The organism is Aporhodopirellula sallentina SM41 (assembly GCF_000346505.1).
Classification (GTDB): Bacteria; Planctomycetota; Planctomycetia; order Pirellulales; family Pirellulaceae; genus Rhodopirellula; species Rhodopirellula sallentina.
The window spans coordinates 19,076-45,976 of record NZ_ANOH01000334.1 but is presented as its reverse complement, the minus strand read 5'-3'; the positions used below and the strand labels follow the sequence as shown (position 1 = coordinate 45,976).

Sequence of the window (26,901 nt, the reverse complement as noted above, 5' to 3'; positions counted from 1 at the left end):
TCACACCCTTCGCCAGAACGACGGCACGAACAGCAACAACACGCTGAAGATTTCAACGCGTCCGAGCATCATCAACCAAACGAATAGCAGCTTCGCACCTTGGCTGAACTCGGCATAGTTGCGTGTCGCTCCGACCACCCCGAGCCCTGGACCGATATTGTTTAGCGTCGCCGCAACGGCGCTGGCACTATCTAGCAGTTTGTCGTCGAGCGTGCCTTTGAGCAACTCTTTTCCGACTTCGCTCTGTTGAGCCACGTCGCTTTCGACCACACCCCAGGTGGAGTTCGGTTCGAAAGTGATCAACGCGAGCCATGAGAAAACGAAGATGGCCAGAATCAAACAAAAGTACAGCAAAATATTATGTGCCAGCAGCGGATCATCCACCGCCTGGCCGCTAATCCTTAGAGGCCGGATTACGCGCGGGCGGTGGGCGCGCTCAATTTCCAGATGCAGGATTTTGTAGAACAAAACGTGCCGGATCACTTTCAGACCGCCACCCGTGCTGCCCGCACAACCGCCGACGAACATCAACAGCAACAAAATACCACGACCGAAGTTGTTCCATCGGTCAAAATCAGCGGTGCCGTAGCCCGTCGTCGTCATCACCGAAACGACTTGGAACAATCCGTTGCGACTGGCCGTGGCAAGGGACTCGAACCCGACATCCCCGGCCTTCATCCCAAAGAAGACGACTCCTGCGGTCACCAGCCCGATGATGACCAGGTAAGCTCGAAACTCGACATCCCGGATCAACCGCCGCGGCCCACTGATCATTGTCAGATACAGAAGCGTGAAGTTCGTCCCGGCGAGGACCATGAAGAAGATCGTGGTCGATTCGATCAATGGACTGTCAAATCCACCGAGAGATCGGTTGTACGTGCTGAATCCTCCTGTCGCCATCGTGCCAAAGGCGTGACACATGGCGTCAAACATGCTCATACCTTCGAAGAAGTACACGAACGTTAAGAGAACGTTCAGCCCCAAATAGATCGCCGCGAAAACCAGTGCGGTGTGCTGCATCCGCGGCATGCTGCCGTCTTTGGTTGGCCCCGGCATCTCCGCCCGCATCATAGCTTTCCCGGCCGAGCCTTGACCGAGGATCGCGACAAACAGAACCACAATCCCCAACCCGCCTAGGAAGTGCGTCCAGGACCGCCAAAACAGAATGCAGTGAGGCACCATGCCGGGCGATTCCAAATCCGTCAGCACGGTCGCTCCCGTCGTGCTGAAGCCGGACTGCGACTCGAACATCGCTTCGATAAACGTGATCGGGTTCTCCGCCGTCGTTTGCGTTCCGCTGAAGTAATACGGCAACGCACCGAGCACGGTGGCACTGACCCACGACAACCCCACGATCGCCATCGCTTCTTTTCGAAACAGTTGACCGCCATGGCGGTAGGACCGGCCGAAGAAGCGGAACAGCAGCCCGACGACAAAGCAAACCATCATGCTGGCCAGCAATCCGTACGCACCGGCCTGTTCAAACTCGGCCGCCGGAGGCAGATGCGTCCGCTCTGCAAACTGAGGGAACGCGAACGGCAGGCTAAAGCCCATCGATCCGCCGATCAGCAAACAGATGGTTCCGAGGAATCGGAGCAGCAATGGATAATTCAAGAGGGACGCCACCCATACGTCTCGGCCAGTCCGCCGCAGACGATGTCCCGGAGAACCTTCAGCCGGATCGGTTTATGAAGAATTTTGTAAGCTCGCATCCTCGCCGCTTCTCGTTCGATTTCTTCGTCCATCATCGCGCTCATCAAGATATACGGCATCGGTGCCGAACGCTCCGACAAGACACGAATGACCTCGAGTCCCGTGACGCGTGGCATGTGCACGTCGAGCAGTGCGAGGTGGATCGGCTCTCGCTCGATGACCTCCAACGCCTCATCACCGTCGCGAGCCTGATGCAGACTGAGCCCCCGACGCGATAGAGCATCGCAAAGGGTCTCGCGGTAATCGGCATCGTCGTCGGTGATTAGAACGTTTGCAATCATGGATCACACGTTGGTTAGCTCTTGGACTTCATCCTTGGTGAACGGGGTCGCCAACCGGGCCCCGAGTTGCGCGACAACGCGGGCGGCGGCGTGCGAGCCGAGGTGACCGGCCTGCTTCCATGATAATCCATTTGTAATACCGTACAAAACACCACCGGCGTACATGTCACCTGCTCCGGTTGTATCGATCGCATCGACGCTGACGCCTTCGATCGGAATCGCCTCACCGCCGTGCATCAGGATCGATCCTTTCTCGCCGAGCGTCATCGCGACGTTCTCGGCGGTCTCGTGAATCTTGCTCGCACATGCGATCGGATCGGTCAGCCCGGTCAGACTCTGCGCTTCCTCTTCGTTGCAGAAGAACAAATCGACGGGGCCGCGAATCAAGTCCCAAATCTCATCGCGGAGCATGTTCACCAAAAACGGATCCGACGCCGTGAACGCGACTTTGACGTTGTTCTTCTTGGCGAGTTCCATCGCCCGGTACGCTGCCGCTTTCGCGGTGTCGCCGGTGAGGAGATAGCCTTCAATGTAAATGTACTGCGCTGCTGCGATCGCGGCTTCGTCAATATCGTCCACCGATAGGTGAACCGACGCACCGAGATTCGTCAGCATCGTCCGCTCGGCATCGTCGGTGATCAAGATCGCGCACGTGCCGGTCGGATTCCCTTCGAGCGGATCAACGTCAATCGTCACGCCCAGGTTTCGCAGGTCCTGCGTGAAGAACTGACCGGTTTCATCGTTCCCGATTTTGCCGACAAAAGACGCCTTGCCCCCGAAGTCGGCCACCGCGGCGATCGTGTTGGCAGCCGATCCGCCGGCACACCTGTTCAACGTCGGCACGTCAAAATTAGCCAGCACGCCAGCCTGCCGCTCATCATCCACCAGTGTCATGATGCCCTTGTCAAAGGCGAGCTTGGCGAGCAAATCGTCGCTGACTTGAGCTTGGATGTCGACAAGAGCGTTGCCGACGGCATAGACGTCGTGATTCATGGGGTGGATTCAGGAGCAATGGATTCAAAGGCGCATAGGTTATGAGCGTTGCAACCCGGCAAGGTTCGCACGCGGCGTGCCCCAGAATGCGGTCTTCGGCTCGTCTGAGCAAGTAGGGGAACGGCGAGGAACGCGTCAGAAGCCACTGCGGAGCCTCCCGATTTCCCACCCCTGGCATTTTCAGTCTGCCTTCGGAACGCCGATTTCGCGGATCCGGATACCAAACTTGTCGCCAATTTTGACGGTTTCGCCGGTCGCGATCGGATGACCACCCACGGACAGCTCGAGCGGCTGGTCACAATGCGTATCGAAGGTCAGCATGGACCCCGGTACCAATGAAAGAATGTTGCGGAGCGTCTCTTTGCGCTCGGCCAACGTGACCGTGACGGGCGTCTTGATTTTAAGCAGACGCTCCCGGTACTGCGGCTGCATCGTTGCAGTGGCCGCAGCCTCGTCGTTCGGTAATGAGGATGGTTCGGTTTGGGTCATTTTTTCCGTCGATTCCTTCACATCAGGTATCGAACCGGAAGCCCATGCAACTTAAGCGATTGTGCTCGCTTTGCCGCCTTTCATGAACACCGTGACCGGAATCGCCCAGACTTCAGCGAACAACCTGGTATTCCCGGCCAGCTCTCAGCAACCGAAAGCCAACAAAACACGCCGTACTCGTCGTTTCTGTCAGCTCTCGTTCAGGTAGTGGATCTTGTCAAAGATCCTCATGCGGCAGGATCATTGACAAGATCAACTACCGCCTCCCCGGAAACCAGGCGTCTCTGAAAACCAGGCTGCGTCGGGATACTAGAGCCAATCCAATCCCATCGGTAGCTCGTTGAGAATTTCCGGCCCGTTTTCGGTGACGACCACCATGTCCTCTACCCGAACACCACCGGTCAGACGGCCATAAAGTCCTGGCTCCACTGTGAAGACCTCGTTGGCAAACAATTCACCGCCACCGTCGTCGAGCAAGATTGGTTCGTGAACTTCCAAACCGATCCCGTGTCCCGTCCCGTGCTGGATCGACGCCTCGTCCGTCAGCTCGCCACGGTGCTGTTTGTAACCGGCCGCCTCGAGTTCGCGAATGACCGCTTTATGAACCGCATCGGCAGTCCGACCGGGATACATTTCCGCCTCACCGGCCGCTTTGGACGCGACCACCGCCGCATGCATCCGCAGGGTTTCTTCGTTGGGTGTGCCGTGAACGACCGTTCGCGTGCAGTCACCGTTGTAACGCGTCGACTCATCACGTGGATAAAGGTCGACAATGATCGGAACGCCGGTCGACAGTGGCCCCGTTCCGGCGTGGTGACAGTCCGCCGAATACGGTGCAGACGCCACGATCGCACCGTGTGACATGGTGAACCCGCGATCCATAAACAACCTCGCGGCGAACGCGCGGATCCGTTCACTCGTCAACAGATAGGCTTCGTCGATCAAGTGACCATCGTCGTCAACGGACGCACTGGCGATTCGTTTGCAAATTTGCAGCATCACCTGTTCGGTCACGTGTTGAGCTTGACGCAGCGACGCAATCTCATCGGCGGTCTTCACTCGTCGGTCCATCACACCGAGTTGATCGTCATAGTCGATTTGAATCCCGGCAGCCGCAACGTGCCACGCGTAAATCAACGGCAACGTTCGATCGGCTCGAACTCGGCTCACGCCTTCCTTAAGCAGACACGACGTTACCGCCTGCGCGGTCGCGGTTTCACGGTCGGCGCTCAACTCGCCTTCGTTGGGAGGAAAGTCGGCCGGACAAAAAACACTGCCCAACTCGATCGCAACACGATCGCTGCCTTCGTCAGTGCCCGCCGCTCGCGTGCGATCCATCTCCAGATCGCGGACGATTCGAATTTTGTTTCCGGTCGGCAATTCGATCCACGCCACCGGATCACCGAGAGGTAAACCGATCCGTCGGAATAGGTTGGGGTTCCGATCGGCCAGCCCCGCAAACAAAGTTGCGTAGCCCTCCGAGGAGGAATCGGAATCGGATGAAGTCGCCGCTGTTTGAATCAATGTTTGGTGAATCATCCCTACAAGTTACCTGACCGAACCGACCCTGCCGAGGCACCGACAACTCAAAGAAGAAACGCAAGCTCGATGGCAACGATTTCAACCAAACATCCGATCGTAACGGTTGAGCCCGTTGCACTCGTGGGAACAAACGTTCCTGCGCCGACCGTGCAATCGGACACGTGTTCCCATCAGCAACTCCCGTGACGACATTCCGCTCATGACCAGGCTGCCCCAAACCAAACGCCAACGTCGCACCTTGCTATCTCGTGATGGGTTCTCGCGCCGGGCGTTCATCGCCGCAGCGTTGATCGGCCCCCTCGCGGCGGCCTGCGCGCCCTTGAGCATCCATTCGGTGAACTCGATCGCCATGGCCGGATTCCCGGAAACGATCCAACGTAGCGGACGGCTTTGCGGGTGCGGTTGGGGTGACGGTTACCACGCGTGTCACAGCAGCGGTGTTCGGCCCCTCGCCGATCTGCCGCCACGTTCCTATGCGGCACGAACGGGTACCCCCGCGGAACGGATCGCGGGCTGCCCGACCTGCCGTCCACGCCCGTTGCCCGGTGTGGATCCGATCACCTCACCGCGCGGTCCGGAAACGTTTTACCATCGCTTTGATCAATACGCCGCTCAGGTCAGTCACCGCGAGGCTCACGCGAACCGCGGGCCCGTTACCCCGATCACCGACCCTGAGTTCGGCGCAGGGATGAACAACTACGAAGATCCCTCGGACCGTTCGTACGTTCCTCGCAACCGATACCTTCCACGTGCCGGATCCGGCGACAGCGTGATGCCGACCACGCCGTCCGGGACCAATTCATCCGTCAACGCGACCGCGGACGGCAGCCCCGCGGCACCTGCGATGAGCGTCCAGGAACTCGAAGAATTCCGACAGTATCAAGCCGAGCAGCGTGAGCGAAAGAAGATCGAAAAGTATCTCATCGGCCCTGAAGACATTGAGCCGTCGCAAACCTTCGGCGGCCCACCGGTCGGTTCGCAAGAACGACGCAAACTCGACGAAGCCAAGATCGAACGGCTCCGGGCGCAGATCGAAGCGAATCGACGCCAACAACAAATGCAACAACAGCCCTACGTGAACACCCCGGGATCCGCAGAAGACGTTGGCAACACCACCGACCTCGAGAGCGACCTCGATCTCGAGAGCCGTCTCGATGCCGACCTCACCAGCCCGAGCGACCAGACGCAATCGACGCCGATGGATGATCTCCTGCCCCCGTTCCCACGCGAGGAAGAACTCCGGCAAGACGAACAACGACGCCGGGGAAATTCGACGCCGCTCGAACGGGCCCCTAGCGAGTCGACTCCTGACATCGAAGACATTCCACCCGGTCTCGGCGAACAACTCGATCGATTCGATTCGATCCGACCTGAATCGCTGCGACAGACACAACTGAACCTGAACGCTCCTGCCCAGCGATCCGAGTCAACCTCGCGGCACCGCGCGTTTCAACCAATCTCGCAACCACAAGCACGCGTCGCCGAAGTCCCCGATTGGCGATTCGTTAAACAACCACGCTAGTAGGTCATGCTCTGCATGACAGCCACACAACAAAAAAGCGCACCGAGTGTCATGCGGAGCATGACCTACTGGCCGCAAACACCGCACTCGCGAATGAACGTCACTCTTCTCGTCGGATCTCAGAAGCAACTCTCCGAAGGGCTTCCGTGGTTGATCCGTTTTGCTAGGTCCACCGGATACTCGCTCGGCGCGTTGGTGCTCGGGACCGATCACCGAGCACTCGCAAGGATGACCGAAGCGGAATTGGATGATCAGGGACACCGAGGCCCGGTCGAATTGGTCGAAGCCGACATCGACACGGTGGTCGCCAAACTCACCGCCGACCGCTGCCGATTGTTGGTGATGATCGACGACGTCGATGACGATCGCTTCCAAGCCTCACTGTTCGAACGTTGTGGCATGAAAGCGGTTTGGCTCAGTGTGAAGTCCACGCCGCCGGACAGCGACCAACACATTTTCTCGATCGATGACGCGTTCACCGAGACAACCAACCTGATCTCGCGTCGCCTGCTTCAAACGCGCAGCTCGCTGCAACTCGACCACGTTTGGTTAGACAATGAGGGCGAAGATCCACAAACGCTCGTCGAGAAAGCAAAACGTTTGGAACGACAACGATGCGACGAGGGAGACTTGATCTGGATTCCCTTCGGCTCGTCGCCATCACAAGAACAACACTACGCCCTCGCTCGTGCGTTGTTATCGGAATCTTCCAACGCGTCCATCGGGTTGGTCAGCAGCAAAGAAGGTTGGGACCGTTCGCTGTTATCGCGTGTCCGGTACTGGGCCAGCCACGTCGCCGAGCCGATGAATCGTGACGCGAGGTTGGAACTTGCCAACACGCTCCACGAGGGCTCGCAGCCGAACCTGGAGTTTCTCGGGTTGATTTCCGCGGCCGCGATGTTAGCCGCCTTCGGTCTGCTGCAGAACTCCGCCGCGGTCATTATCGGCGCGATGTTGATCGCGCCGTTGATGACGCCGATCATGGGAGCAGGCTTGTCACTCGCTCATGGAAACCGTCCGTTGTTCCGGATGTCTTGGCTGACGATCGGGATCGGGTTCCTCGGTGCGTTTGTTTCGAGTTTTCTTTTCGGGTTGCTCGTCCGGATCGTGCAAGAACCAGTTGTTACACCGGAGATGTGGAGCCGGTGCAATCCGTCGCCGCTGGATTTCTGTGTCGGGTTGGTCGGCGGGATGGCCGCGTCGTACGCCCGAACCCGCAGCCACCTCTCCTCAGCACTCGCCGGAGCAGCCATCGCGGCGGCCCTGGTTCCGCCAATCGCAACGGCGGGATTGCAAACGGCGTTTGGTGTATTTCAATCAACCGATCAAGGATGGCCCGTGTTCGGCCCGTTGATCCTCGTCGGTGTCAACGTGTTGACGATCATGATCGGGACATCGTTTGTGCTGTACGCACGAGGCCTACGGATCGACACGTCGGTCCCGAGTCGCACTCAAAATGGATCGGGCAAACAGACCAACAACAAATGGGCCACGCGGACGACCGTTTCACTGGTGACGCTCGTCCTGTTGGTCCTCGTTTGGATGATGCACCTCGAACGGTTCCTCTTCTAGCGGATTGCTACAGCTATCCAATAAGAGTGAACGCCGTAGCGAAAGTTGCCAAGACTTTCGGCGATTCAAGAGCCCCTCCAAAACGATTGGCGAGTTTCACTACCTGAAAATTTGGCCGTACCCCGAACACCAGGCCTCTTCAAAGAACGATGTCGCCGATCTTGCCAGACATCGCGTCCCCAGCGACTGAGCGCGCATCAAAAAACCGACGCGTCGGCCAGGAATGAATCCCTGCGTTCGCGTCGGTCTGTATGTTTTTCTCATCAACCTCTCGCATCGACGTTTCACCGATGCGATACGAGTCGTCTTAACGACCGGCGGCTACGCTTGGAACGAGCTACCGCAACCGCAGCTCTTCACCGCGTTGGGGTTGTTGAACGTGAACCCTTGTTTCTCGAGACTGTCGAACCAATCGACTTCGGTGCCATCGAGGTACAGGGCGCTCTTCTTGTCGACGACGACGGCCACGCCATGGTGCTCGTACTTGCTGTCGGACTTCTCATCGAAGTTATCGTCAAAGTTCAGCGTGTAGTTGAAACCGCTGCAGCCACCGCCGGCAACGCCAATCCGAAGCAACATCGAGTCGTCAAAGTTGTGCTCTTTGCGGAATCGCTTGACTTCTTCTGCAGCACGTTCGGTAAGTTTAATGGCCATCGTTGAGATGAACTCCCAGGAAGGAGGGGTCGGAAATGTTTGGTACGGATCGAACCTGATTCGCAGGCCAATCTGGGTCGCTACTTGTCTGAGTCGCTACTTGTTTAAGTCGCTAGATGTCTCTGAGTTGCTACTAGTCGTTCGGTGCGAACGAAACGGATTCGGTTGTCTGGAACCCAGGCTCGAACGGCACACGATGCATGCTCACAAATAGTGTGGGTCGAAATCCACGCCCGGATCAACAGCAAATCTAGCAATTCGCTTGCCAAACGCATTTGGCTGCCATTTTGGCGGAACTCGCAAACGATCTGCATCGCGCCCGAGGCGTTCGGTATTGTACTCCAGGTTCACTATGAAGGACAGGCAAGTGAGCCCTACCGCAAACTGAGCCAGACCGGCACGCGAGCCCCGCCGACGCGTTTCCAGAGTGATGCCGCCTGGATCGCGAGACCTTGGAGGGCTGAATTCCGGTGAATCCATCTACGGGGATCGGACACGTGCAAATTCAAGATGCTCGAGTATTCCGACGCGGCTTGGTTCTCGGGTAGGGGGCGTGGATGCCGTTGAAGACGCTGCGGCAGGAGGATTTCCACCAAAATCCGCTACGGGAAACGAGAGCTGAGACCAACGACGAACACTCAACCCCCCGGGGCAGGGCGGCGGCCCCGCGGCATTCCCACGGCTTCGCCTACTGATCCAATTTGAATTCTTCGGGCAACGTGTAGCCCTTGTTTGCGGCCGCCTCGCGAGTCGTAATGCGAATTTCCGCTTCATCCCCTTCGCCAACGACGACCCACATCAATGCCTGTTTCGGGTCATTCGGTCCGGTCGCGGTCCGGTCCGGGTTCGCCCCGAGCACGAGATCGGTCAACACTTTCCGCAGCGGCAGGTTGTCTTTTGCAAAATCTCGCACCTGTTGGTTTTGAGTGATCCCCATCAACTGCAGATCGCCACCGATGATCTCAACTTTGGGCGGCGAATTGCCTTTGGGCAGGTCCGCGGCGAACTCGTTGATGATGGTATCCACCGCGAATTGCAGGGACTCTTGGCCGAAACTGACCGACATCGGACGATCGAGCATCTCCGCGAGCGTCAGTTTTTCCATATTCTCCGTCGCCGCGGACATTGCCGACGTCGTTGTCGTATTGGCAGCCAACAAGGTTCCCAAGGCGACCTGCGGTAACGCGAGTGGCGGCAGATAAGTATTGAAGATCACCTCCCGTTTGATCGACGCCGAACGAGTCTGCTCGCCCACGAACGCCCACATGCTCGGCAGACGAGCGGCCAACAATCGCCACGACGGATCGACCTCTCGCGTCACCAAAAAATCTTCGGCCGCCGACGGGGCTTCCTCGAGGCGTGCCCGCACTTTCGACTTCAGTTTTTCCGGGTCCATGCTCGGCGCGGCCGCCAGATGTACTTCGAGGAAACTGCCGTGCGTGCCCGGCGCGAACGTGTCCGACGATTCCACGCCAGCGTCTGACGGGGGAACAGACGCGACCCTGACCAAAATTCCTCCACACTCGGGAATCAATGTCGACTGCACCCATGACAAAAGAGTCGGCGCCGTCCCGTCCACCCAAGTCCGCGCATCGGCGATCAAGAAGTTCGGCTGGGTCAACAAAGTGATCGCGTCGGTCGGTTCCGCAGACTCCCACAACTCTTCGAGCAATCTCGGCAGCAGGACCGGGGCCCCTTCGACCTCGGCGACTTCTTTGGTTCGCGCGATCGAACCGATGGCGAACGCGTCGACCCGATCACTCGCCGGCGCCTCACCGGTTCCCGCGTTTTCGTCACCGTCCGTTTGCGGTTCTGACTCGCCTGCCTCTGACACAAAGTGCGGATAGAACGCGTCGCTTTCAGGATCGTCGCCCGCGTACAATTTGATGCCGCCGGGCAACTGTGCGATCGAAACATCCCACGCTTCGGTGAGCTGATCGATCGGTTGCGGCGTTCGCAGATGCACGGCCATCGCGACCTCCGGGACACCGCCTTTGCCAGGAAACCATGCCATCGACAACATGCGAACGTCGCCCAGTGGGATCGAGGTTCGTTTTTCGAATTGTTCGATCAACGGAGCGAGCTCGGGATCAAACACATCCCGCAGCCCGGTCGCCGACAAACGATTGATGTCAAACGTCAGCACCGCCGCGGGCCCGGGAGGCAACAAGGCCGTTGGCGGTAACGTCGCATCCGACTTCGTTTCGCCCATGACCACAGAAGGGGACGCCCACAACATTGCGGGATCCGAAACCAATTCGATTGTCCCGTTATCGCGTTGGGAGTCACGCGGCGGTCGACGAGTGGGCGAAGTTGACCGTGTCGGCGGAGTCGGACGGCGCCCGGTCACCGAAGGGATCACCGCCGGAATCGGCGGCCGAGTTCGCTTGACCACGCGGGGCGGTTCGTTGGGATCTTGGAAAGCGAGCGCGAGGATCAACAAAAAGATCGGCACCCACATGCTGCCGAGCACATACCACGCGGTCCGCCGGCGACCGGAGCGGACACGCACCGCACGAGATCGCGGCGGTACCGAGACATGAGTCGACGCGGTATGAGCCGACACAGTAGCCGCTGCGGTTTGCTGCGGCGAAGGAACACCGACCGGAGTTTCGGCTGGAGCCTCTTGGACATTCGCCTTTTCGGATCCGGTGGCCTGATCAGTCGACGACTGCGTTGAGCCGGCCGGCTCGTTTCTCTGTTGACGCTCTTCGATAACCGGCGGCGACGGTTCCGTCTTCCCAGCGTCTGGTTTGCTCGCAGCGTCTGGCTCACTCGCAGCGTCCGGTTTCTGAGTGGTGTCCGCCTTCTTCGTTTTACTTTTCTGCGTGCTCTTCGGTGTATTCTTCGGTGGCGCGGCGGTTTCCTTCGTTGCGACCGGCTTGGTTTGAGACTTGTCCGTCACCTTCGGCGTTTGGGCCGGTGTTGCCGCCGGAACGGGCAGGTCTTTTTTCGGCGCAGCGGAATGGTTCTTCCTCTCGGTTGCCGGTTGAGCGGGCCGTTTCGCTTCGGCCGGTTCCTTCACTACGCGAACCGCAGCGTTGAGTGCGGTAGCGAACGCGTCGAGGGAAGGGAACCGCTCGTCCGGGTCTTTTGCCAGGGCATACGCGAGCACCCGCAGCAACGGATCCCCCGCGGCCCCCTTGGATACCGCCTCGGTCAACTCGGGCGGTTCGAACCGCAACTGCCGCGAACGAATCTGTTCTTCTTTGGCCGCCGCGAAGGCGTGTTGACCGAACCGCAACCGATACGCCAAACACCCCAGCGCGTACACCGCCTGTCGTTCGAACGATTGACGGTTCGCCGCAACGGGTTGCTCGGCCGCGCCGCCGGCACCCGTGACGTTGTCAACGACTTCCGGTGCGGCGTAGAGCAGTCTCGACTCGGCGGTGGCGATCGTTGGTTGTGAACCGAGTGCCTCGGATGAAAGAAAGTCAGTCGGGTCGATCCACAACAATGGCGTGTCGGGATCGCTCTCGGAAACCCAGATACGTTCGGGCGAAGGCATCGGCGGGAACGCCAATTCTCCATCGGCCTGCGCGGCAAACGCCGACAACGTCTTGCTCAGCGCGTCGATTAACAACGCGATATCGGCAACCGTCCATTTGGTCGCCGAAGCGGGCTCGGCTCCGGACCGCATTGGGTCGCTCAACATTTTTCCGGTTGGCAACTTCGCATACAGCCCCACCACGTCGAGCGACTCGTCCAACGGAATCGTCGTCGGCTTCGTCCCCAGCGGCCCGCCCGGCAACGCTGCCAATTCCATGTCGGGAACGCCCGGTCCGGTGAGTCCCGCGATCGTCCGCAAACAATCACCGTCGGCCGGCGTTAATTGGGAAGGCACGATCTGCAGCAGAACGCCGGCATCATCCGGATAGGAATCATGGACAACCGGAGTCCAACGCGAGAACGGCGCCGGTGCCTGATCGGCCGCCTGAACAAAAGGTGCGATCCGCAGAACCGGAAAACGCATCGACGGGTCTGAGGAATCCGACGGGTCAGAGGAATCCGATAGGCCCGACGGGTCCGCTTCGGCGAGCAGACATTTGGCGTGCAGCCGCGACAGTTTTCCTTTCCTCACCAACCACTGCGTCAACGCCATCGGGTCCGACGGCGGCTTCGACTCGTGCTCATCGGCAAATTCAGCAGCCCACTGCTTGGGAACCCTGGCATCCGCCAGCCCGCTTTGAATCAAGCGTTTCCAGAAATCAACGAGCGAAAGCGGCATCAAAAGCGTTTGGGGGAACGTTTAAAGGGGCAACGACGGGAGTCATCTCGGTACACCATCCCGTCCTATGTTTCTTTGAGAACCTATCCGAGAACTCATGCGTCGGTCGTCATTTACCGTGGTTTCTACGAAAAAAGACGAACCAATGCCCGACCACTTATCGATTCACGGAAGTTTTCGGCTAGGTTCTTAGGACCTATCCAAAAACGCATCAGCCGAATGGTGTTCACCGTGGTTGCACGGGACATCCGGGCCATCGCCCGCCGGCAAATCAAATTACCGAAGTTTTCGGATAGCACCTTAGTTTATTGTGTGAGTTGCGGTTTTGCGGCGCCGGATCGAATCGGGAACAGGAAAAACATTATTTTCTGTCCCCCGAAGTCTATTTTGGGCCGCTCGGGTCGCCGGACGACCGAGAGTTATTGCATCCTTGCTGAATCATCCCTGTCAAATTTCATTGCTACCCCCGGTGTTACCTTGAACATCGTCTACCTCACCACGGAATCGGTCCCCTTCGCGAAAACCGGCGGGCTCGCCGACGTGTGCGGCACACTTCCTAGCGTGGTCGCCTCGGCTGGTCACCAATGCTCGGTCATCATGCCGGCGTTCGACAGCATCCGCCGGGCGGGCATTCCGATCGAGCGAACCGATATCAGCTTTGCCATCGACATGCCCGGCGACCGAATCGTCGGTGGCCGCGTCCTCAAGAGCACGCTGCCGGCGGGCAATGTGCCGGTGTACTTCATCGACCAACCGATGTACTACTCGCGGCCGTATCTTTATGGCGACAAACACGGTGACTACCGCGACAACGCCGAGCGATTCATCTTCTACAGTCGGGCTGCGATCGAGGTCATGAAACGACTCGGCAAACGCGTCGACTTGATTCAGTGCAACGATTGGCAATCGGCGATCGTCCCGGCGTTGATCCAAAGCGGATGCGGCGGCCTGCCGGTCGACACCCCGACCGTCCTCTCGATCCACAACCTCGCCTACCAGGGTTCGTTCTCCGCCGAAGCCTTCCCGTTAACCGGACTGCCGTGGGATGAGTTTCGCAGTGAGTCGTTTGAGTTCTATGGCGGAATGAATTTTCTCAAGACAGGTATCGTGTCGGCGGATCACGTCTGCACGGTCAGCCCGACTTACGCGAGAGAAATCAAAACCCCCGTACACGGATGCGGTCTCGATCCGATCCTCCGCAGCCTCGGCGACCGGGTCAGCGGAATCATCAACGGCATTGACACGGAGATTTGGAACCCGGCGAAAGACGTCCACGTGGTACGAAACTACGACGTGGAAACTTGGGAGAGCGGCAAACTCGAAAACAAACTTTCGCTGCAGGCTGAAATGGGTCTGCCCAGTGACCCGGACGTTCCTCTGATCGGTCTGGTCGGGCGACTCGCCGAGCAAAAAGGTTGGGACCTGATCCTGCCTGTCATGCGAGAACACTTACGCGAAGGGCGACCGACGCAGTGGGCGGTTCTCGGCAGTGGCGATCCGGTCATCGAGAGCGAACTGCAATGGCTCAAAGAGGAACACCCAGATCAAATCGCCGCACACATCGGGTTTAGCGATCCGCTCGCCCACCGGATCGAAGCCTCGAGCGATCTCTTCCTGATGCCGAGCCGATATGAACCTTGCGGATTAAATCAACTTTACAGCCTGCGCTACGGAACGGTCTGCATCGTCACCGCCACCGGCGGCCTCGCCGACACGATCGTCGACACAACCGAGGAAACCATTAACAACGGTACAGCAACCGGTTTCCACCTCCGCTCGTACGACGCCGCGTCCTTGGACCGCGCGATCGGCGACGCTCTTCGTTTGCGTTTCCACGAAAAAGAAATTTGGAAAAAAATTGTCAACCAGGGGATGACGCGCGACTGGTCGTGGCGGAAAAGTGCGTTCCAATACATTGACCTCTACGCGCGGACGATTTCCCTTAAACGACGTGTCGGAAAATAGAAATTGCTATGGAAAGAAACTGCGAAGAAATGCCACCATTTTACCCCCTAGCATGGCGAAAAAATTCCGTAGAATGACGGGACGCTCATGCGCGGTCGGGTGCCCGACTCGACGCACCCTACCCGGCTCAGCAACTAACACCGGAAGCTCTCATGGCTATTACTCGCGTCGAACTGAACGCCGACCGTCTACGGCGCCGACGCGATAACAGCAAGCTGCGTGCGAGTAACCGAGACAAGCGATTGACCGACGGGGACACCCTCGCCAATGCGGCTGCCGAAACGCAGCAGACTCCTCGCCCCAATGTTGCCAACCCCGATTCGGACAAGGACGCGCCGATGTCCGAATCTCACTCGCCGCAGTCAATCCGTCGTCAACGTATCGACGCGCAAGACAGCCAACTCTATGACCTGAAGGCGGTTTTTTCGGGCACAAACACCTCGCCGTCCCACCCATCCCAAACCCCCGAAAAAACTTCCGACCGGCCCCACGCGGTCCACGCTCGCAAAGCCGACGCGTCGCCGATCGACTCGGCTCTCACCAACCCGACCCAACCGGCCGACGAGAGCAATAGCAACGGAGACCTCAACGCCACCCAAACCGAATCCGCCCCGACGGATCAACCGATCGGCGTTGAACGTGGTCTGCACATGCACTTCACACCGGACACCAACGTCCGCCGCGAAGCCCACGCTCACGAACATGCCGACGACCACTCACACGACGCCTCCACAACGAACGACCCGAAGGTCGGCCAGTCTCGTTTGGATCTGATCACCGGAGAGTGGACCTGGTTCGCAACGACACGTTCCCAGCGTCCCGACCAATTCGGCAACGTCGTGGTAAAACCGACCGCAGACATTGACTGCCCGTTCTGCGCCGGCGAAGAACACCGAACGCCCAACCCGGTTTGGGTCGCGAGTGTCGACAACGATGACAACCCTCACAACACCCCGGCGATCCAACAAAGCGGTGATGCCAGCGACTGGTCAGTCCGCGTCGTCCCGAACCTCTACCCGGCGGTCAGCCGTCTCGAAGACGCCGGAGTCGCGATCCCGCCCAACCAAGACGCCAACGATCAGCGAGCCGAAAAAGAGGCGATGCCCGCATCCGCACGCCGACATCGCTCGAGCGGGGCGTTCACCTCATGTAGCCACGCTCAAGCGATCTACAAACAACACTCCGCATTAAACAAACGTTCCGACTCGAGCAAACTGTTCCCGTCCGAAGCCGCGATGGGCGGACACGAAGTCATCATCGAGGCCCCGCGGCACACCGAATCACTCGGCGAGCTGAACACGTCGGAGATCGCACTCGTGTTCACCGCATACGCGGATCGAATCCGTTACTGGCGAAGCGTGCCGGGCGTGCAACACGTCAGCATCTTCAAGAACGTCGGACGCGACGCCGGCGCCTCGCTGCAACACAGCCACAGCCAACTGATCGCGACCAACCGCGTCCCCGCTGTCGTCCAACAGGTCACCCGGCGACTGCAGGCCCACCACGCTCGAAACGGTTCGTGCCTGCAGTGCGATTTGATTCGCAGCGAACTGGAAGACAAGACTCGAATCGTCAGCCAAACCGATTCGTTCGTCGCTTACTGCCCCTTCGCCAGTCGCTTCCCGATGCAGGTGCGACTGACATCGAAAGAGCACATGCCGTGCTTCAGCCAACTTCACGAACGCCCGCTCGCGGAACTGGCACGGCTCGCCCTGAGAGTCGTCCGGTGGCTCGAAGCCCTGCGGCCTCAAACCGCGTACAACATGCTCGTGCACACGTGCCCGGTCAACTTCCAAGGCGCGATGGAGTCACAGCACTGGGCGATCGACATCTTCCCGCGGATTTCCCGGTTGGCCGGTTTTGAACTCGCCACCGGTGCGATGATTAATCCGATCTATCCCGAAACCGCTGCCAAAGCCTACCGGGCGCAAGCGAGACTTAGCGACCCACGCTATGTGTTACGCTAGGGCATGCGTGTGTTACCTTAGGGCATGCATTCACTCAACCTCTACGACTACACGCTTCCGCGTGAACTGATCGCGCAAGAACCACTCCGCAATCGCGTCGACGCGCGGCTGATGATCATCGATCGAGCCAAAGGAACGATCGAACATCACCACGTCCGCGACCTTCCCGAACTGCTCCGGGCGGAAGATTCACTCGTCCTCAATAACTCCCGCGTCGTGCCTGCTCGGCTGATCGGTTACCGCACCCGCACCAGGGGACGATGGCAGGGCCTGTTCCTTCGCAGCGATCAGGAATCCGGCGTCTGGGAACTGCTCACAAAAACTCGCGGCACGCTGAAGACAGGCGAGACGATTACGCTGCAAGACCGTGACGCCCGTGATGGCGGCCAACTCGAAGTCATCGGCCGCGACGACGAAGGCCACCTCCTCGTCCGACCGCTCGCCGAATCCGTTCACCTCGACGATTCCCTCGCCGGCCACGAAACCTCGCCGACACACTGGCTCGAACGCTTCGGCCGCGTGCCGATTCCTCCGTACATCCGCGACGGGCGAATGGTCGACGCCGACCTCGTGAACTACCAAACCGTGTTCGCGAGCAAACGGGACGAAGACAAAGCCAGCGTCGCGGCGCCGACCGCCGGGCTGCACTTCACCGAAAACCTGCTCTCAAACATCCGCAAAGGCCAAACCGCGATCCACGAGGTCACGCTGCATGTGGGAATCGGCACCTTCCGCCCGATCGAGTCGGACAACATCGACGAACACCACATGCACCACGAGTGGGGACGGATCGACGAGCAAACCTGCCAGAACATCCAGGCACGCCGAGCCGCCGGTGGTCGATGCGTCGCCGTCGGCACCACCAGCGTCCGGGTGCTCGAAAGCAGCGTCGCGGCAAACGGGGGCGAGCTGAAAGAATGGACCGGTGCGACCGACCTCTTCATCAAACCGCCTTACCAATTCGGTGCGGTCGATGCACTGATGACCAATTTCCACCTGCCCAAGAGCTCGCTGCTCGTGCTCGTCAGTGCGTTGGCAGGCCGCGAATTGATCATGGAAGCCTACCGCCAAGCGATCGAATCCGAATACCGGTTCTTCAGCTACGGCGACGCGATGCTGATCACGTAAAACGTCAGCCGCCGCGATCGAAGCAACCGCCTGAAATGCGGCGAAAAATTGTCAGCGCAAAAGGGAAGGGCCATGGTGAAGCCCTCCCTGCCTCACCATGGCCCCGTCAATGCTGGAACGATGGCACCGATCGTTCCGCCCTCCCAATCCATGGTACCAGTAGTATCGGACCGTCATGCTTGGATCCTTCAGTTGAAATCCGATAGACGACAACTTTCTGGAAAGAAATCGGCAAAAAGCTGAGTTTGGCTCACCCCCAAAAAACGCACTTTCCGCACCGCCCCCTCGAGAACCCAGGCCTGCCTGCGAGAACCCAGGCCTGCCTGCGAGAACCCAGTCGCTGCCTGCGGGAACCCCAGGCCTGCCAGCGAGAACCCAGCCCCTGCCTGGCAGCACCGGCGTCAAAATCCCGTTGGCCACGTTCCGCGAAAACTGGCAAGCAACAGCCAGGCACAGCCAACGCCTGATTTGAGGTAGGGTGACTCAAAGCGAAACTCCAAGGCCAACGATGGGGCATTCGCCCGACGCGCAAGCGACTAATTGTGCGTGATCCCTCGCTGGCCGGGCTGTCGATTTATTCGTTTAACGGCAATACCGTTCAATGAAGCACCGGGTTGTGGCGTCTTCGTTTAACCGGTAGCCGTAGGCGACGCTTGACGGAACACAACCTACCCTTCGGGCACGGGTTAAACGAAAATTGAACGGTATTGCGGTTAACGGGCAGCCAAAGGCGACCTACGCGCCACTGAACGTCGCCTACGGCTACCGGTTAAACGAAGACAGGTTGACTCTTGAATAAATCAACAGTCCCGTAGCGCAGCGGGCTGGTAAATCAACTAACCGTTTGCGACGTGGTTGCTCGCTGAAATTGCCAATCCCGGCTAAGGCGATTCGCCTAACATGTCTGCGCCCCCAACTTCCACTACCGCGGCCTCAAAATCGCCCACATCGAGATGCTCACCCAACCTCGACAGCACGAGCAGACGCATCGCATCATCGTCGAATGGTCCCGGTACATAAACAGGCTTGCCATCGCGACCAAATTCAAACGCGTCACCAGTCGGCTCTGACTCGACGTCACCCCAAATTGGCGAAACCTTGCGGTAGTCAGCGTGCGGAGGAAGGCCAAAACGGCCCGCAAAGGCGACAGCACCTTCGATGAAACCTCGTAGAGTCCCCGGCGACCTCTCCTGAAGTCTATGTTTCTCCGACAGGTCTTCGAGCATTTCCCGGTAGTCGGTCATCGAGCGGTACCCCGCGATCACATTCTTCACACCGAGACAGTAGGTGTCGACCAGGAACACGACCACTGCGACATGCCCATTGGGGGCCTGACGAGCAAACAGCACGGTCGCCAAACCGCTCTTCGGTTCAGCCATCCTCGCGTTCAGAATTCGTCCGCTCGCCGCCGCAGCCATTTTGCCCGACAGAGACACAAGCTGCTGCTTCTCACGCACGAGTTGCTGCTTCTTCTGCCGGTCCTTTGCTTTCTTGCGAGCCAACTTCTTTTGTCGCTGCTGTTCGGACTTCGCCATTGATCAACTCCCTAATAAACGTGCCGCGTTAACTCACCGGATGCGGCTTGCTGCCAGCTTACGCGTGCTCCCAACATCCGAGCAAGCAATGCCAACGCGGACGGTCCGCGCCCTGCGATCGCATCCAAAAACACCGGAACCAGAATTCGACCACCGAGGTGCTCGTGTAGGCGTCTAGAAATCCAGCGAGATTTTGAGGATTTTGAATTTGATCTTACCGGCCGGCACATCCACCTCGGCGATCTCCCCGACCTTCTTGCCGAGCAGGCCCTGACCGAACGGGCTGGTCACGAGAATCTTCCCGGCGTCGTAATCTTCATCCCCGGCACCGACGAGCGTGAACTCCTCTTCGTCACCGTAGGCGACATCTTCCACCGTGACGGTGCATCCAAAGACGACTTCATCTTTAGGCAACTTCGATGGATCGATGATCGTCGCACGCGCGACCTTGTCCTTCAGCTCGTTGATCTTGGCCATCAACATGCCTTGGTTTTCGCGCTGCGCGTGATACTCGGCGTTCTCTTTCAAGTCACCTTCTTCGCGAGCCTCTGCGATCTTTTCCGTCACCGCCGGCATCTCGACGTTTTCAAGACGATGAATCTCAGCTTTGATCTTGTTGTAGCCCTCACGGGTCATGGGGACGGATTCAACCATGCCTGTCATCCTGAAAAATTTGCGTTGTTCAAAAAAGAAACCTTTTTCACCAGGCGGGTCGCCGAATCGACCGAGACCACGCACACTGAAAAAGGCTGTTCGTTATGAATCTGAGAGCTCGCGCATGCGAGTTTGGTTCACACCCCATTGTGGACTAGGCGTCACTCTCGGGCAAGGTCTCGTCACGGTACTCGACCGGAGTATCACCGGGCTCTCCTTCGTAGGGAACACCGATCTCTTCGTTGAACCATCTTCCCAGGTCAATCAACTGGCAACGCGAGGTGCAAAACGGGGGTGTCGGGGTTTCATCAGAGAGAAATTTCCGACCGCACGTGGGGCAGGTCATGGGAATCGGCTTCATTTTCGAAACGTCCATCGGGTACGGCTTTACCGGGGCAACGAGGATGCAAAGATGGGGCTACGGACAGATTCAGCCACGCCAACTATTTAGCGTACAATAGTCGGCACGCCTGAGAACCCTTTGACGGATCGCCATGTTGCCACACACACCCCATGCAACGCAAATCCACGCCTTTTTGACCTGCACGCTGTTTGTATGGATGTCAGTCCAAACCGCGGCGATGTCGATCGCCGATGACGGCGAATCCCCCAATACTGCACGCCCAGCATATTCCCAAGCCGTGGTGGCCAAAGCCGACGCGATCCTCAAGGACGCCGGCCTGCGAAGGAGCGGCAAAGCCCTACAGAGCACCGAGGCGGCAGACTTTTCCAGACGCCTCAGCGGAATCACCCGCGACCGCAGGGAACTGCGCCTGAAACAAAAAGCGTTTACCGAATCCGAATCCAAACTCGACGTGATCGAATCCGAGATCAGCCAACTGAACCGACAGGACGGCGAACTCAACCTGCAACTCGCCCGCGTCGCCGGACTCGACGTCACCAGCAACAACCGCATCGTGGCGCTGATCAACGCCACCCGCACCCAACTCGCCGAGATGCGGAAACGACGCTCCGCACAAAAACAGGTCGTCCAACTCGCCCGAGCAAAGATCAACGAAGCCGAAGAGACCTACGCCGAATCGGTGTTCCAGGCTCGCAAACAACTCGACGAAATGACCCAAACGATCCAGCAGAACCTGCAGGACTCCCAGGTCCGGATCGCAATCGATGTCATGAACGCCAACTTTGATGTCGCCAAAGAAATTGATGCCGAAACCATCGTCAAAGCACTCGACAGCCGACTGCGTGACTTTGAAAAAGAAGTTTTTCGCGAATCGATCCCCCTCGACGTATCGTCCGGCGGTTCACTGTTCACGATGGTGAGCATCAACCAACAAGCCATCCGCATGGTCATCGACAGCGGCGCGACCCTGGTCACGCTGCCCGCCGACGCGGCTGCCAAATTACAGGTGAACGTGCCCGACGACGCCCCGGTGATCTCTTTGGTACTCGCCAACGGTGGCAAAATCGATGGCCGCCGCGTGACACTCGACTCCGTTCGTGTCGGCCAATTCGAAGCCAAAAACGTCGACGCCGTTGTGCTCGAACCGATCGCTGCGAACGCCGAACCGCTGCTCGGCCTGAGTTTTCTCGACCGATATAAATTCGAACTCGACTCCGCCTCACGAACACTCGGCCTGCTGCGAATCGACAACACGGACGCCGAGACGCCCTAATGCCGGAACTCCCCGAAGTCGAAACCATGTGCCGCGGCATCCGACCGATCACCGGCAAACGTGTCACCCGGATCGAACAACCCCCGTGCGCGTGCCGCCCCTGCACGATCGAACCGAGCGCCAAAACCATGCACCGGAGATTGTCAGGCAGGACGGTCGCGGCGATCGAACGGCGTGGCAAACGCGTGATGATCCGGTTTGACAACGACGCCCGCATCGTCATCGAGCCACGCATGAGCGGATTGGTATTGCTGTCCGATCCGCCGGGCGTCGATCACCTGCGTCTTCGGATCGAATTCGAGAAAGGGGACACCGACACGTCCGCGGACGGTCCGCTGCAATTGCTGGTGTGGGACCGACGCGGGCTCGGGACGATCCGATTGCTCAGCCACGACGAATACGAAACTCGCGTCAACGCACGTCTCGGCGAGGACGCGCTCGACATCAGTCAACAAGAACTGTCGCAGCGGTTGAGGCCGAGCAACCGGCCGATCAAGGTCGCTTTGCTCGACCAGAACGCGGTCGCGGGTATCGGCAATCTCTACGCGGCCGAGATTTTGTTCGTCGCCGGGATCGACCCTCGGTTGCCCTGCAAAAAACTCACCGGCCCGCAGTGGTCTCGTTTGCACGCGGCGATTCGTGTCGTGCTCGATGAAGCGATCGCTAACGAAGGCAGCACGCTGAGCGACGGCACCTACCGAAACGCGCTGAACCAATCGGGCAACTACCAAAACCTGCACCGGGTTTACGACCGCGAAGACGAAACCTGCCGCCGATGCGAAACCGGTACAGTCCGGCGGATCGTCCAGGCTCAGCGGTCGACGTTTTTCTGCCCGGTGTGCCAGCGTCGCTCGGGCGTCCACGCAAGCCTGCCTTCCGATGGCCGCCAAACACGCGGCAAAAATGCTACGGCGACCACATGAATTGCCACGCGGCTGGCCCCGTAATCCGGCTCTGCCCGGTGCGGCAAAAAAGGCTCGCCGGTTGGCGAACCGAGACGCCCCGACTACGATCTGCGTTCCCAGGAAACACCCCGTTCCTCTCGTCGAAAGCACCCTCTGCCGTGCCCGAATCACTCGCACCGCTCGATCGCCTGATGTCCACCCTCGCACAACGAGCGGCCGACCGCCCCGAGGGGTCCTACACGACCAAATTGCTCAACGGCGGCGCCGCAGCAATCGGGGCCAAGATCCGCGAGGAAGCCGAAGAGCTGATCGAAGCGGCGGACGAGCCCGGTGACGCCGGCCGCGAACACACCGTTTACGAAGCCGGCGACCTGATCTATCACACCCTCGTCCTGCTGGCTTGGCGAGGCATCAGCCTCGACGAAGTCGCCGCCGAACTCGCCCGCCGCGAAGGCACCTCGGGTCTGGCCGAAAAAGCCTCCCGGAAAAACAACTAGCACCGCACACATAAGGACACGGCCTTGATTTCCGATTCACACCTGCGACTGGGCATCCCCAGCAAAGGACGACTCAGCGACTTGGCGACGGATCTGTTGACGCAGGCCGGGCTGAAATTCCGCCGACAAAACCGCGGACTGTTCGCACGCGTCAGCGGCATGAACATCGACCTGGTCTACCTCCGCACCGATGACATCCCAACGCTCTGCGCCGAAGGCGCGATCGACATGGGGATCACCGGCAGCGACCTCGTCGAAGAAGCCGGAGCCGACGTCCAAGGTCGCATGAAGTTCGGCGTCGGGCGATGCCGACTCGCGTTCTGCATCCCGGACGATTCGCCGATCACCTCCGCCGCCGAACTCGACGGCAAACGGATCGCGACGAGTTTCCCAAACGTCACCCGCGAATACCTCGCCAAATGCGGCGCGACCGCTCATCTGGTTTCGCTCGCAGGCAGCGTCGAGGCGATGATCCAGCTCGGTGTCGCCGACGCGATTGTCGACTTGGTCGAAACCGGCAGCACGCTCGCGGCAAACCGTCTGCGAATCCTCGAGGAGATCGGCCACTACGAAACCGTCCTGATCCAAAACAGCAAACCTCGCCTGAACGAAATCGCGGACCGGTTGGTGCAACGACTCGAAGGGGTGGTGATCGCTCGCGATTACTCGCTCGTCGAATACAACATCCCGCGATCAAAGATTTCCGAAGCCGAGAAGATCACCCCGGGATTCAATTCGCCAACGATCAACTCGCTCGAAGACGCTGATTGGTGCAGCGTCCAGGTAATGGTCCGCCGCGCCGATGTTGTCGACGCAATGGATCAACTCAAAGCAATCGGCGCCTCAGCCGTCTTTGAAATGACGCTCAACAACTGCCGCCTGTAGCAACAGTCGCTTGCATTCGCACCACCGCGTCCCCGCTGGTAGTGCACGTAACCACGGTCGGGCGGGAGGAGTGAACAGCACACTTGCCAGCCACATTTTCGAGGCCCCCCCCAAGACTTTTGGCCGACGCCTTACTGCATTTGCCGCCGAACGATGCCCCATCCAGCTTGTCGGGCCACCATCAGGGCGATTGCACGGGGAATCACGGGCTAACAACGACTTTTTCCATGTAGCTGTCGCCCCATCCCGTAGTGAGGCGTTTGTTTTTCACGCCACACTTGGCTGTCTTCTCTTGTTTCAGCAGACTGAGTGCGGTTCGCCTCAGCGTGCTGAAGTTCTCATCCCCATGCCCCTTGCGGATTCGACATTGGTCTTCCCCGAAGGTCACATCAAGTTGCCAGTGGCAACTGTTTTCAATTCCCCAATGTCCACGAACCGCACCGGCGAAGTCTTCACCAGGCAGCATCTTACTCACGATGTAGTATCGAACTGCGATCTCATCGCCTTTGCGACGCTGAGTGTTGTTGATCGACATTCCGATGGCTTGCAACCCCTTCCACCTTGAGCCGTCTGGCAGGTCCTCAGGAAGCTCACACAAGTAGTAACTTCGCTCGTCGATTCGACCATGAGCAGTCTTTTTCGTGTGATGCTCTACAACATCCACTCTTGCAAAGTCATCTTCCAGGTGGGAAAGGAAGAACGCCTTGATCCCCTCGTGAAGCGTCGGCTGATTTCCTTTGACGGCCAAACAGTAGTCCGCTCCTTCGTCGATGATCTTGGCAGCGATTTCGGTTTGGCATCCCATCGCATCGATCGTGACCAAACCACCGGAAACCTCGATGATCTCAAGCAATTTAGGGATCGCCGTGATTTCATTGCTCTTCTGGTCGACGATGGTCTGCCCGAGACTGAGGTGATTGGCCGTTGCCCAAGTGCCACGACGAACGGTGCCACCCACCATACGCCACGACGAACTAGGCGACGAACGGTGCGGCGACGAACGGTGCCACCCACCATATGGTTGACAGTGGTGGGTTTTTGGTTAGGTTGGTTTTGGAGTCAGCACACCCTTTCGGAATTTGACGTATGCCCAGGCCGAAACGAGAAGAGCAGTTTGCAACGAGTGAAATTTGCATTGTGCATGCGGTTCAAAGGTGTGTGCGCCGCGCGTTTCTGGCTGGCGTCGATCGTGAGTCAGGCAAGGATTATTCCTTCCGCAAGGAGTGGATTCGCCGGCGAATGGAGGCCCTTGCGTCGGTTTTTGGTATCGATGTGCTTTCTTACGCCGTCATGAGCAATCACTTGCACGTGATTTTGCGCAATCGACCTGACGTTGTGGCTAGCTGGAGTGATGGGGAGGTTGCGATTCGCTGGCTGCGAGTGTTTCCTGGCCGGAGGATGGAAGAGCATCTTGCCGAACCGACCGAGCACGAGGTCAAAAAGCTGGCAGGAAACGCCGAGCGAATCGCGGAGATTCGACAGCGAATGTCAGATATTTCTTGGTTCATGCGGTCGTTGGCGGAACCGATTTCTCGGATGGCCAACAAACAAGATGAATGCACCGGTCGGTTTTGGGAGGGGCGTTTCAAGGCCCAACGAATTGTTGATGAGGCGGGATTGCTCGCGTGTAGCATGTACGTCGACTTGAACCCGGTGCGTGCGGCGATGGCGTCGGATCCAGAGAAGGCGCCGCACACCTCGGCGTTCGACCGTATCCAAGCCGGTCACGGGAAGCAGATTGACTCAGCTGCGTTCGATCTTAAGGCAGTTCCCACCGAAGAGGCGGCAAAGCAAATACGTGAAACGCCTGTGGATGAGCTTCGCGAAAAGCTGAAGGCCAAGAAGCGGAATCCAACGGGGAAGCGAATTCGCCGTGATGCTTGGCTGGCGCCTTTGACGCTATCGCCGGAAAAACTGTCCACTGACGCAGAATTGAATCGTGATGGCCTGCGAGCGAGCGACAAGGGGTTTCTGCATGTGTCGATCCGTGACTACCTTCGGTTGCTCCGCTGGACTGCGAAACAGGGCATTGCCGAAGCGTCGGAGAAGCTTCCGAAATCGCTCGCAACGACGCTGAGCCAGATCGGGATTGACGCGTCGATGTGGCGAGATTTGGTATGGGAGTGGCAGAGGTATTTTGGGAAATCGATCTGCGTGGGGTCTCCAGCAGCGATGCGTCAGGATGCTGAGCGATGTGGCAAGCATCACTATTCAGGTCAGGCGGCGGCATCAGCCTGCTTTACTTGAGGCTGTCCGTACAGGACGAACGGCACCACCCAACAGATGGCCATGTTCTTGGCGACGGCAGCTACACCGCAGACCGAAACGCTTTCAAAACGGCCTATCTCCTTGATAGGCCGTCTCTCTAATCGGCCGGGCTGCGATCTCAATCCGCCTTCGGTGCCGCCCCCATTCAGGGGCGCGCTCTAATCTCGCCAGGTCACTGTCGCCGACCGATGCGACGCCGCATTCGGGACGGCCGAGCGGGACCCGAACGGCCCCCCTTACCGCTCGCCGGAAACGTTCCGGAATCGGCTCACTGCCAGCGTGACACGTCGCGACGGGAGGCCCTCTCGACCGGGACCGCACCCAAACACGCAACCCACTGCCATTAAAAGACTTACAAAACAGAACTCGCGTCCGGCACGCCGATTGCTCATGGGACGTGACCGCGTGGTGATTCTGTCCGTCTGACCGACGGGACCGTTCTTGCTTCGCTTGACAATCCAATTAC

General features: G+C 58.8%; 20 protein-coding genes and 1 pseudogene. 10 read left to right on the top strand and 11 right to left on the bottom strand.

What is annotated here, in order from left to right:
• The 5 genes from RSSM_RS22130 to RSSM_RS22110 all read right to left on the bottom strand — a co-directional run bounded on the left by RSSM_RS22130 (window position 1) and on the right by RSSM_RS22110 (window position 5,015).
• A complete protein-coding gene (locus tag RSSM_RS22130; protein WP_008684260.1) occupies window positions 1–1,626 on the bottom strand; it encodes a TrkH family potassium uptake protein in 1,626 nt (541 codons plus the stop codon).
• On the bottom strand, window positions 1,611–1,994 hold the full coding sequence (locus RSSM_RS22125) for a response regulator (RefSeq protein ID WP_008684258.1): 384 nt from the start codon (window positions 1,992–1,994) through the stop codon (window positions 1,611–1,613). The genes RSSM_RS22130 and RSSM_RS22125 overlap by 16 nt, the downstream gene beginning before the upstream one ends.
• Window positions 1,995–1,997: 3 nt before the next feature.
• Window positions 1,998–2,987: an adenosine kinase gene (locus tag RSSM_RS22120; RefSeq protein WP_008684256.1), complete on the bottom strand. Its 990-nt coding sequence runs from the start codon at window positions 2,985–2,987 to the stop codon at window positions 1,998–2,000.
• 180 nt (window positions 2,988–3,167) lie between these two features.
• The gene (locus RSSM_RS22115; protein ID WP_008684254.1) at window positions 3,168–3,497 is read right to left on the bottom strand and encodes a FliM/FliN family flagellar motor switch protein; all 330 of its coding nucleotides are present in this window, start codon (window positions 3,495–3,497) and stop codon (window positions 3,168–3,170) included.
• A gap of 288 nt (window positions 3,498–3,785) precedes the next feature.
• Window positions 3,786–5,015, bottom strand: coding sequence for a M24 family metallopeptidase (locus RSSM_RS22110; RefSeq protein WP_008684252.1), 1,230 nt, complete (start codon window positions 5,013–5,015; stop codon window positions 3,786–3,788).
• 202 nt (window positions 5,016–5,217) lie between these two features.
• On the opposite strand from RSSM_RS22110, the gene RSSM_RS22105 reads away from it, so the two are divergent.
• Window positions 5,218–6,540 (top strand): hypothetical protein, encoded by a 1,323-nt coding sequence (locus RSSM_RS22105; RefSeq protein ID WP_044303278.1) that lies wholly within the window; start codon window positions 5,218–5,220, stop codon window positions 6,538–6,540.
• 93 nt (window positions 6,541–6,633) lie between these two features.
• A complete protein-coding gene (locus RSSM_RS22100) occupies window positions 6,634–8,112 on the top strand; it encodes a DUF389 domain-containing protein (RefSeq protein ID WP_044303277.1) in 1,479 nt (492 codons plus the stop codon).
• 321 nt (window positions 8,113–8,433) lie between these two features.
• On the opposite strand, the gene RSSM_RS22095 is transcribed toward RSSM_RS22100, so the two are convergent.
• Together RSSM_RS22095 and RSSM_RS22080 are read right to left on the bottom strand one after the other, a co-directional pair.
• Window positions 8,434–8,766, bottom strand: a complete 333-nt coding sequence (locus RSSM_RS22095) for a HesB/IscA family protein (RefSeq protein ID WP_008684243.1) — start codon at window positions 8,764–8,766, stop codon at window positions 8,434–8,436.
• Window positions 8,767–9,454: 688 nt separating this feature from the next.
• Window positions 9,455–12,994 carry a serine/threonine-protein kinase gene (locus RSSM_RS22080; RefSeq protein ID WP_008684237.1) on the bottom strand — a complete coding sequence of 1,180 codons (3,540 nt, stop codon included), beginning with the start codon at window positions 12,992–12,994 and terminating at the stop codon, window positions 9,455–9,457.
• A gap of 477 nt (window positions 12,995–13,471) precedes the next feature.
• Here RSSM_RS22080 and glgA point away from each other — a divergent pair, with 477 nt between their 5' ends.
• The 3 genes from glgA (at window position 13,472) to queA (ending at window position 18,054) form a co-directional block, all read left to right on the top strand.
• Window positions 13,472–14,959 carry a glycogen synthase GlgA gene (gene glgA / locus RSSM_RS22075; RefSeq protein WP_008684233.1) on the top strand — a complete coding sequence of 496 codons (1,488 nt, stop codon included), beginning with the start codon at window positions 13,472–13,474 and terminating at the stop codon, window positions 14,957–14,959.
• Window positions 14,960–15,111: 152 nt separating this feature from the next.
• Window positions 15,112–16,926: a galactose-1-phosphate uridylyltransferase gene (locus RSSM_RS22070; protein WP_008684231.1), complete on the top strand. Its 1,815-nt coding sequence runs from the start codon at window positions 15,112–15,114 to the stop codon at window positions 16,924–16,926.
• 24 nt (window positions 16,927–16,950) lie between these two features.
• Complete coding sequence (gene queA / locus RSSM_RS22065; RefSeq protein ID WP_008684229.1) at window positions 16,951–18,054, top strand: tRNA preQ1(34) S-adenosylmethionine ribosyltransferase-isomerase QueA; 1,104 nt, start codon at window positions 16,951–16,953, stop codon at window positions 18,052–18,054.
• An 881-nt stretch (window positions 18,055–18,935) separates the two neighbouring features.
• On the opposite strand, the gene RSSM_RS22060 is transcribed toward queA, so the two are convergent.
• From RSSM_RS22060 to yacG, 3 genes are all read right to left on the bottom strand, one after another.
• Entirely contained in the window at window positions 18,936–19,589 is a 654-nt protein-coding gene (locus RSSM_RS22060; RefSeq protein ID WP_008684228.1) for a hypothetical protein, read from the bottom strand.
• Window positions 19,590–19,763: 174 nt separating this feature from the next.
• A complete protein-coding gene (gene greA / locus RSSM_RS22055) occupies window positions 19,764–20,243 on the bottom strand; it encodes a transcription elongation factor GreA (protein WP_044303276.1) in 480 nt (159 codons plus the stop codon).
• Window positions 20,244–20,397: 154 nt separating this feature from the next.
• Window positions 20,398–20,604 carry a DNA gyrase inhibitor YacG gene (gene yacG / locus RSSM_RS22050; RefSeq protein ID WP_044303275.1) on the bottom strand — a complete coding sequence of 69 codons (207 nt, stop codon included), beginning with the start codon at window positions 20,602–20,604 and terminating at the stop codon, window positions 20,398–20,400.
• A gap of 199 nt (window positions 20,605–20,803) precedes the next feature.
• On the opposite strand from yacG, the gene RSSM_RS22045 reads away from it, so the two are divergent.
• The 4 genes from RSSM_RS22045 (at window position 20,804) to hisG (ending at window position 24,167) form a co-directional block, all read left to right on the top strand.
• A complete protein-coding gene (locus RSSM_RS22045; protein WP_044303266.1) occupies window positions 20,804–21,880 on the top strand; it encodes a retropepsin-like aspartic protease family protein in 1,077 nt (358 codons plus the stop codon).
• The gene (mutM, locus tag RSSM_RS22040; RefSeq protein WP_008684219.1) at window positions 21,880–22,803 is read left to right on the top strand and encodes a bifunctional DNA-formamidopyrimidine glycosylase/DNA-(apurinic or apyrimidinic site) lyase; all 924 of its coding nucleotides are present in this window, start codon (window positions 21,880–21,882) and stop codon (window positions 22,801–22,803) included. Before RSSM_RS22045 ends, mutM begins: the two co-directional genes overlap by 1 nt.
• 140 nt (window positions 22,804–22,943) lie before the next feature.
• Window positions 22,944–23,282, top strand: coding sequence for a phosphoribosyl-ATP diphosphatase (hisE, locus tag RSSM_RS22035; RefSeq protein ID WP_008684217.1), 339 nt, complete (start codon window positions 22,944–22,946; stop codon window positions 23,280–23,282).
• Window positions 23,283–23,306: 24 nt separating this feature from the next.
• Window positions 23,307–24,167: an ATP phosphoribosyltransferase gene (gene hisG / locus RSSM_RS22030; protein ID WP_008684214.1), complete on the top strand. Its 861-nt coding sequence runs from the start codon at window positions 23,307–23,309 to the stop codon at window positions 24,165–24,167.
• Window positions 24,168–24,369: 202 nt separating this feature from the next.
• On the opposite strand, the pseudogene RSSM_RS22025 reads toward hisG, so the two are convergent.
• Window positions 24,370–25,098: pseudogene (locus tag RSSM_RS22025) on the bottom strand (ISAs1 family transposase); the annotation flags it as partial.
• 155 nt (window positions 25,099–25,253) lie between these two features.
• On the opposite strand from RSSM_RS22025, the gene RSSM_RS22020 reads away from it, so the two are divergent.
• Complete coding sequence (locus tag RSSM_RS22020) at window positions 25,254–26,414, top strand: transposase (protein WP_173403175.1); 1,161 nt, start codon at window positions 25,254–25,256, stop codon at window positions 26,412–26,414.
• The last annotated feature ends 487 nt before the right edge of the window (window positions 26,415–26,901 follow it).

Bases quoted from the DNA above. Each gene is read 5' to 3' on its own strand.
- RSSM_RS22125 (WP_008684258.1), bottom strand. From the start codon at position 1,994: ATGATTGCAAACGTTCTAATCACCGACGACGATGCCGATTACCGCGAG.
- RSSM_RS22095 (WP_008684243.1), bottom strand. From the start codon at position 8,766: ATGGCCATTAAACTTACCGAACGTGCTGCAGAAGAAGTCAAGCGATTC.
- greA (WP_044303276.1), bottom strand. From the start codon at position 20,243: ATGGTTGAATCCGTCCCCATGACCCGTGAGGGCTACAACAAGATCAAA.
- RSSM_RS22110 (WP_008684252.1), bottom strand. From the start codon at position 5,015: ATGATTCACCAAACATTGATTCAAACAGCGGCGACTTCATCCGATTCC.
- yacG (WP_044303275.1), bottom strand. From the start codon at position 20,604: ATGAAGCCGATTCCCATGACCTGCCCCACGTGCGGTCGGAAATTTCTC.
- RSSM_RS22120 (WP_008684256.1), bottom strand. From the start codon at position 2,987: ATGAATCACGACGTCTATGCCGTCGGCAACGCTCTTGTCGACATCCAA.
- RSSM_RS22045 (WP_044303266.1), top strand. From the start codon at position 20,804: ATGTCAGTCCAAACCGCGGCGATGTCGATCGCCGATGACGGCGAATCC.
- RSSM_RS22100 (WP_044303277.1), top strand. From the start codon at position 6,634: ATGAACGTCACTCTTCTCGTCGGATCTCAGAAGCAACTCTCCGAAGGG.
- queA (WP_008684229.1), top strand. From the start codon at position 16,951: ATGCATTCACTCAACCTCTACGACTACACGCTTCCGCGTGAACTGATC.
- RSSM_RS22080 (WP_008684237.1), bottom strand. From the start codon at position 12,994: ATGCCGCTTTCGCTCGTTGATTTCTGGAAACGCTTGATTCAAAGCGGG.
- RSSM_RS22060 (WP_008684228.1), bottom strand. From the start codon at position 19,589: ATGGCGAAGTCCGAACAGCAGCGACAAAAGAAGTTGGCTCGCAAGAAA.
- RSSM_RS22070 (WP_008684231.1), top strand. From the start codon at position 15,112: ATGGCTATTACTCGCGTCGAACTGAACGCCGACCGTCTACGGCGCCGA.
- mutM (WP_008684219.1), top strand. From the start codon at position 21,880: ATGCCGGAACTCCCCGAAGTCGAAACCATGTGCCGCGGCATCCGACCG.
- RSSM_RS22105 (WP_044303278.1), top strand. From the start codon at position 5,218: ATGACCAGGCTGCCCCAAACCAAACGCCAACGTCGCACCTTGCTATCT.
- RSSM_RS22020 (WP_173403175.1), top strand. From the start codon at position 25,254: ATGCCCAGGCCGAAACGAGAAGAGCAGTTTGCAACGAGTGAAATTTGC.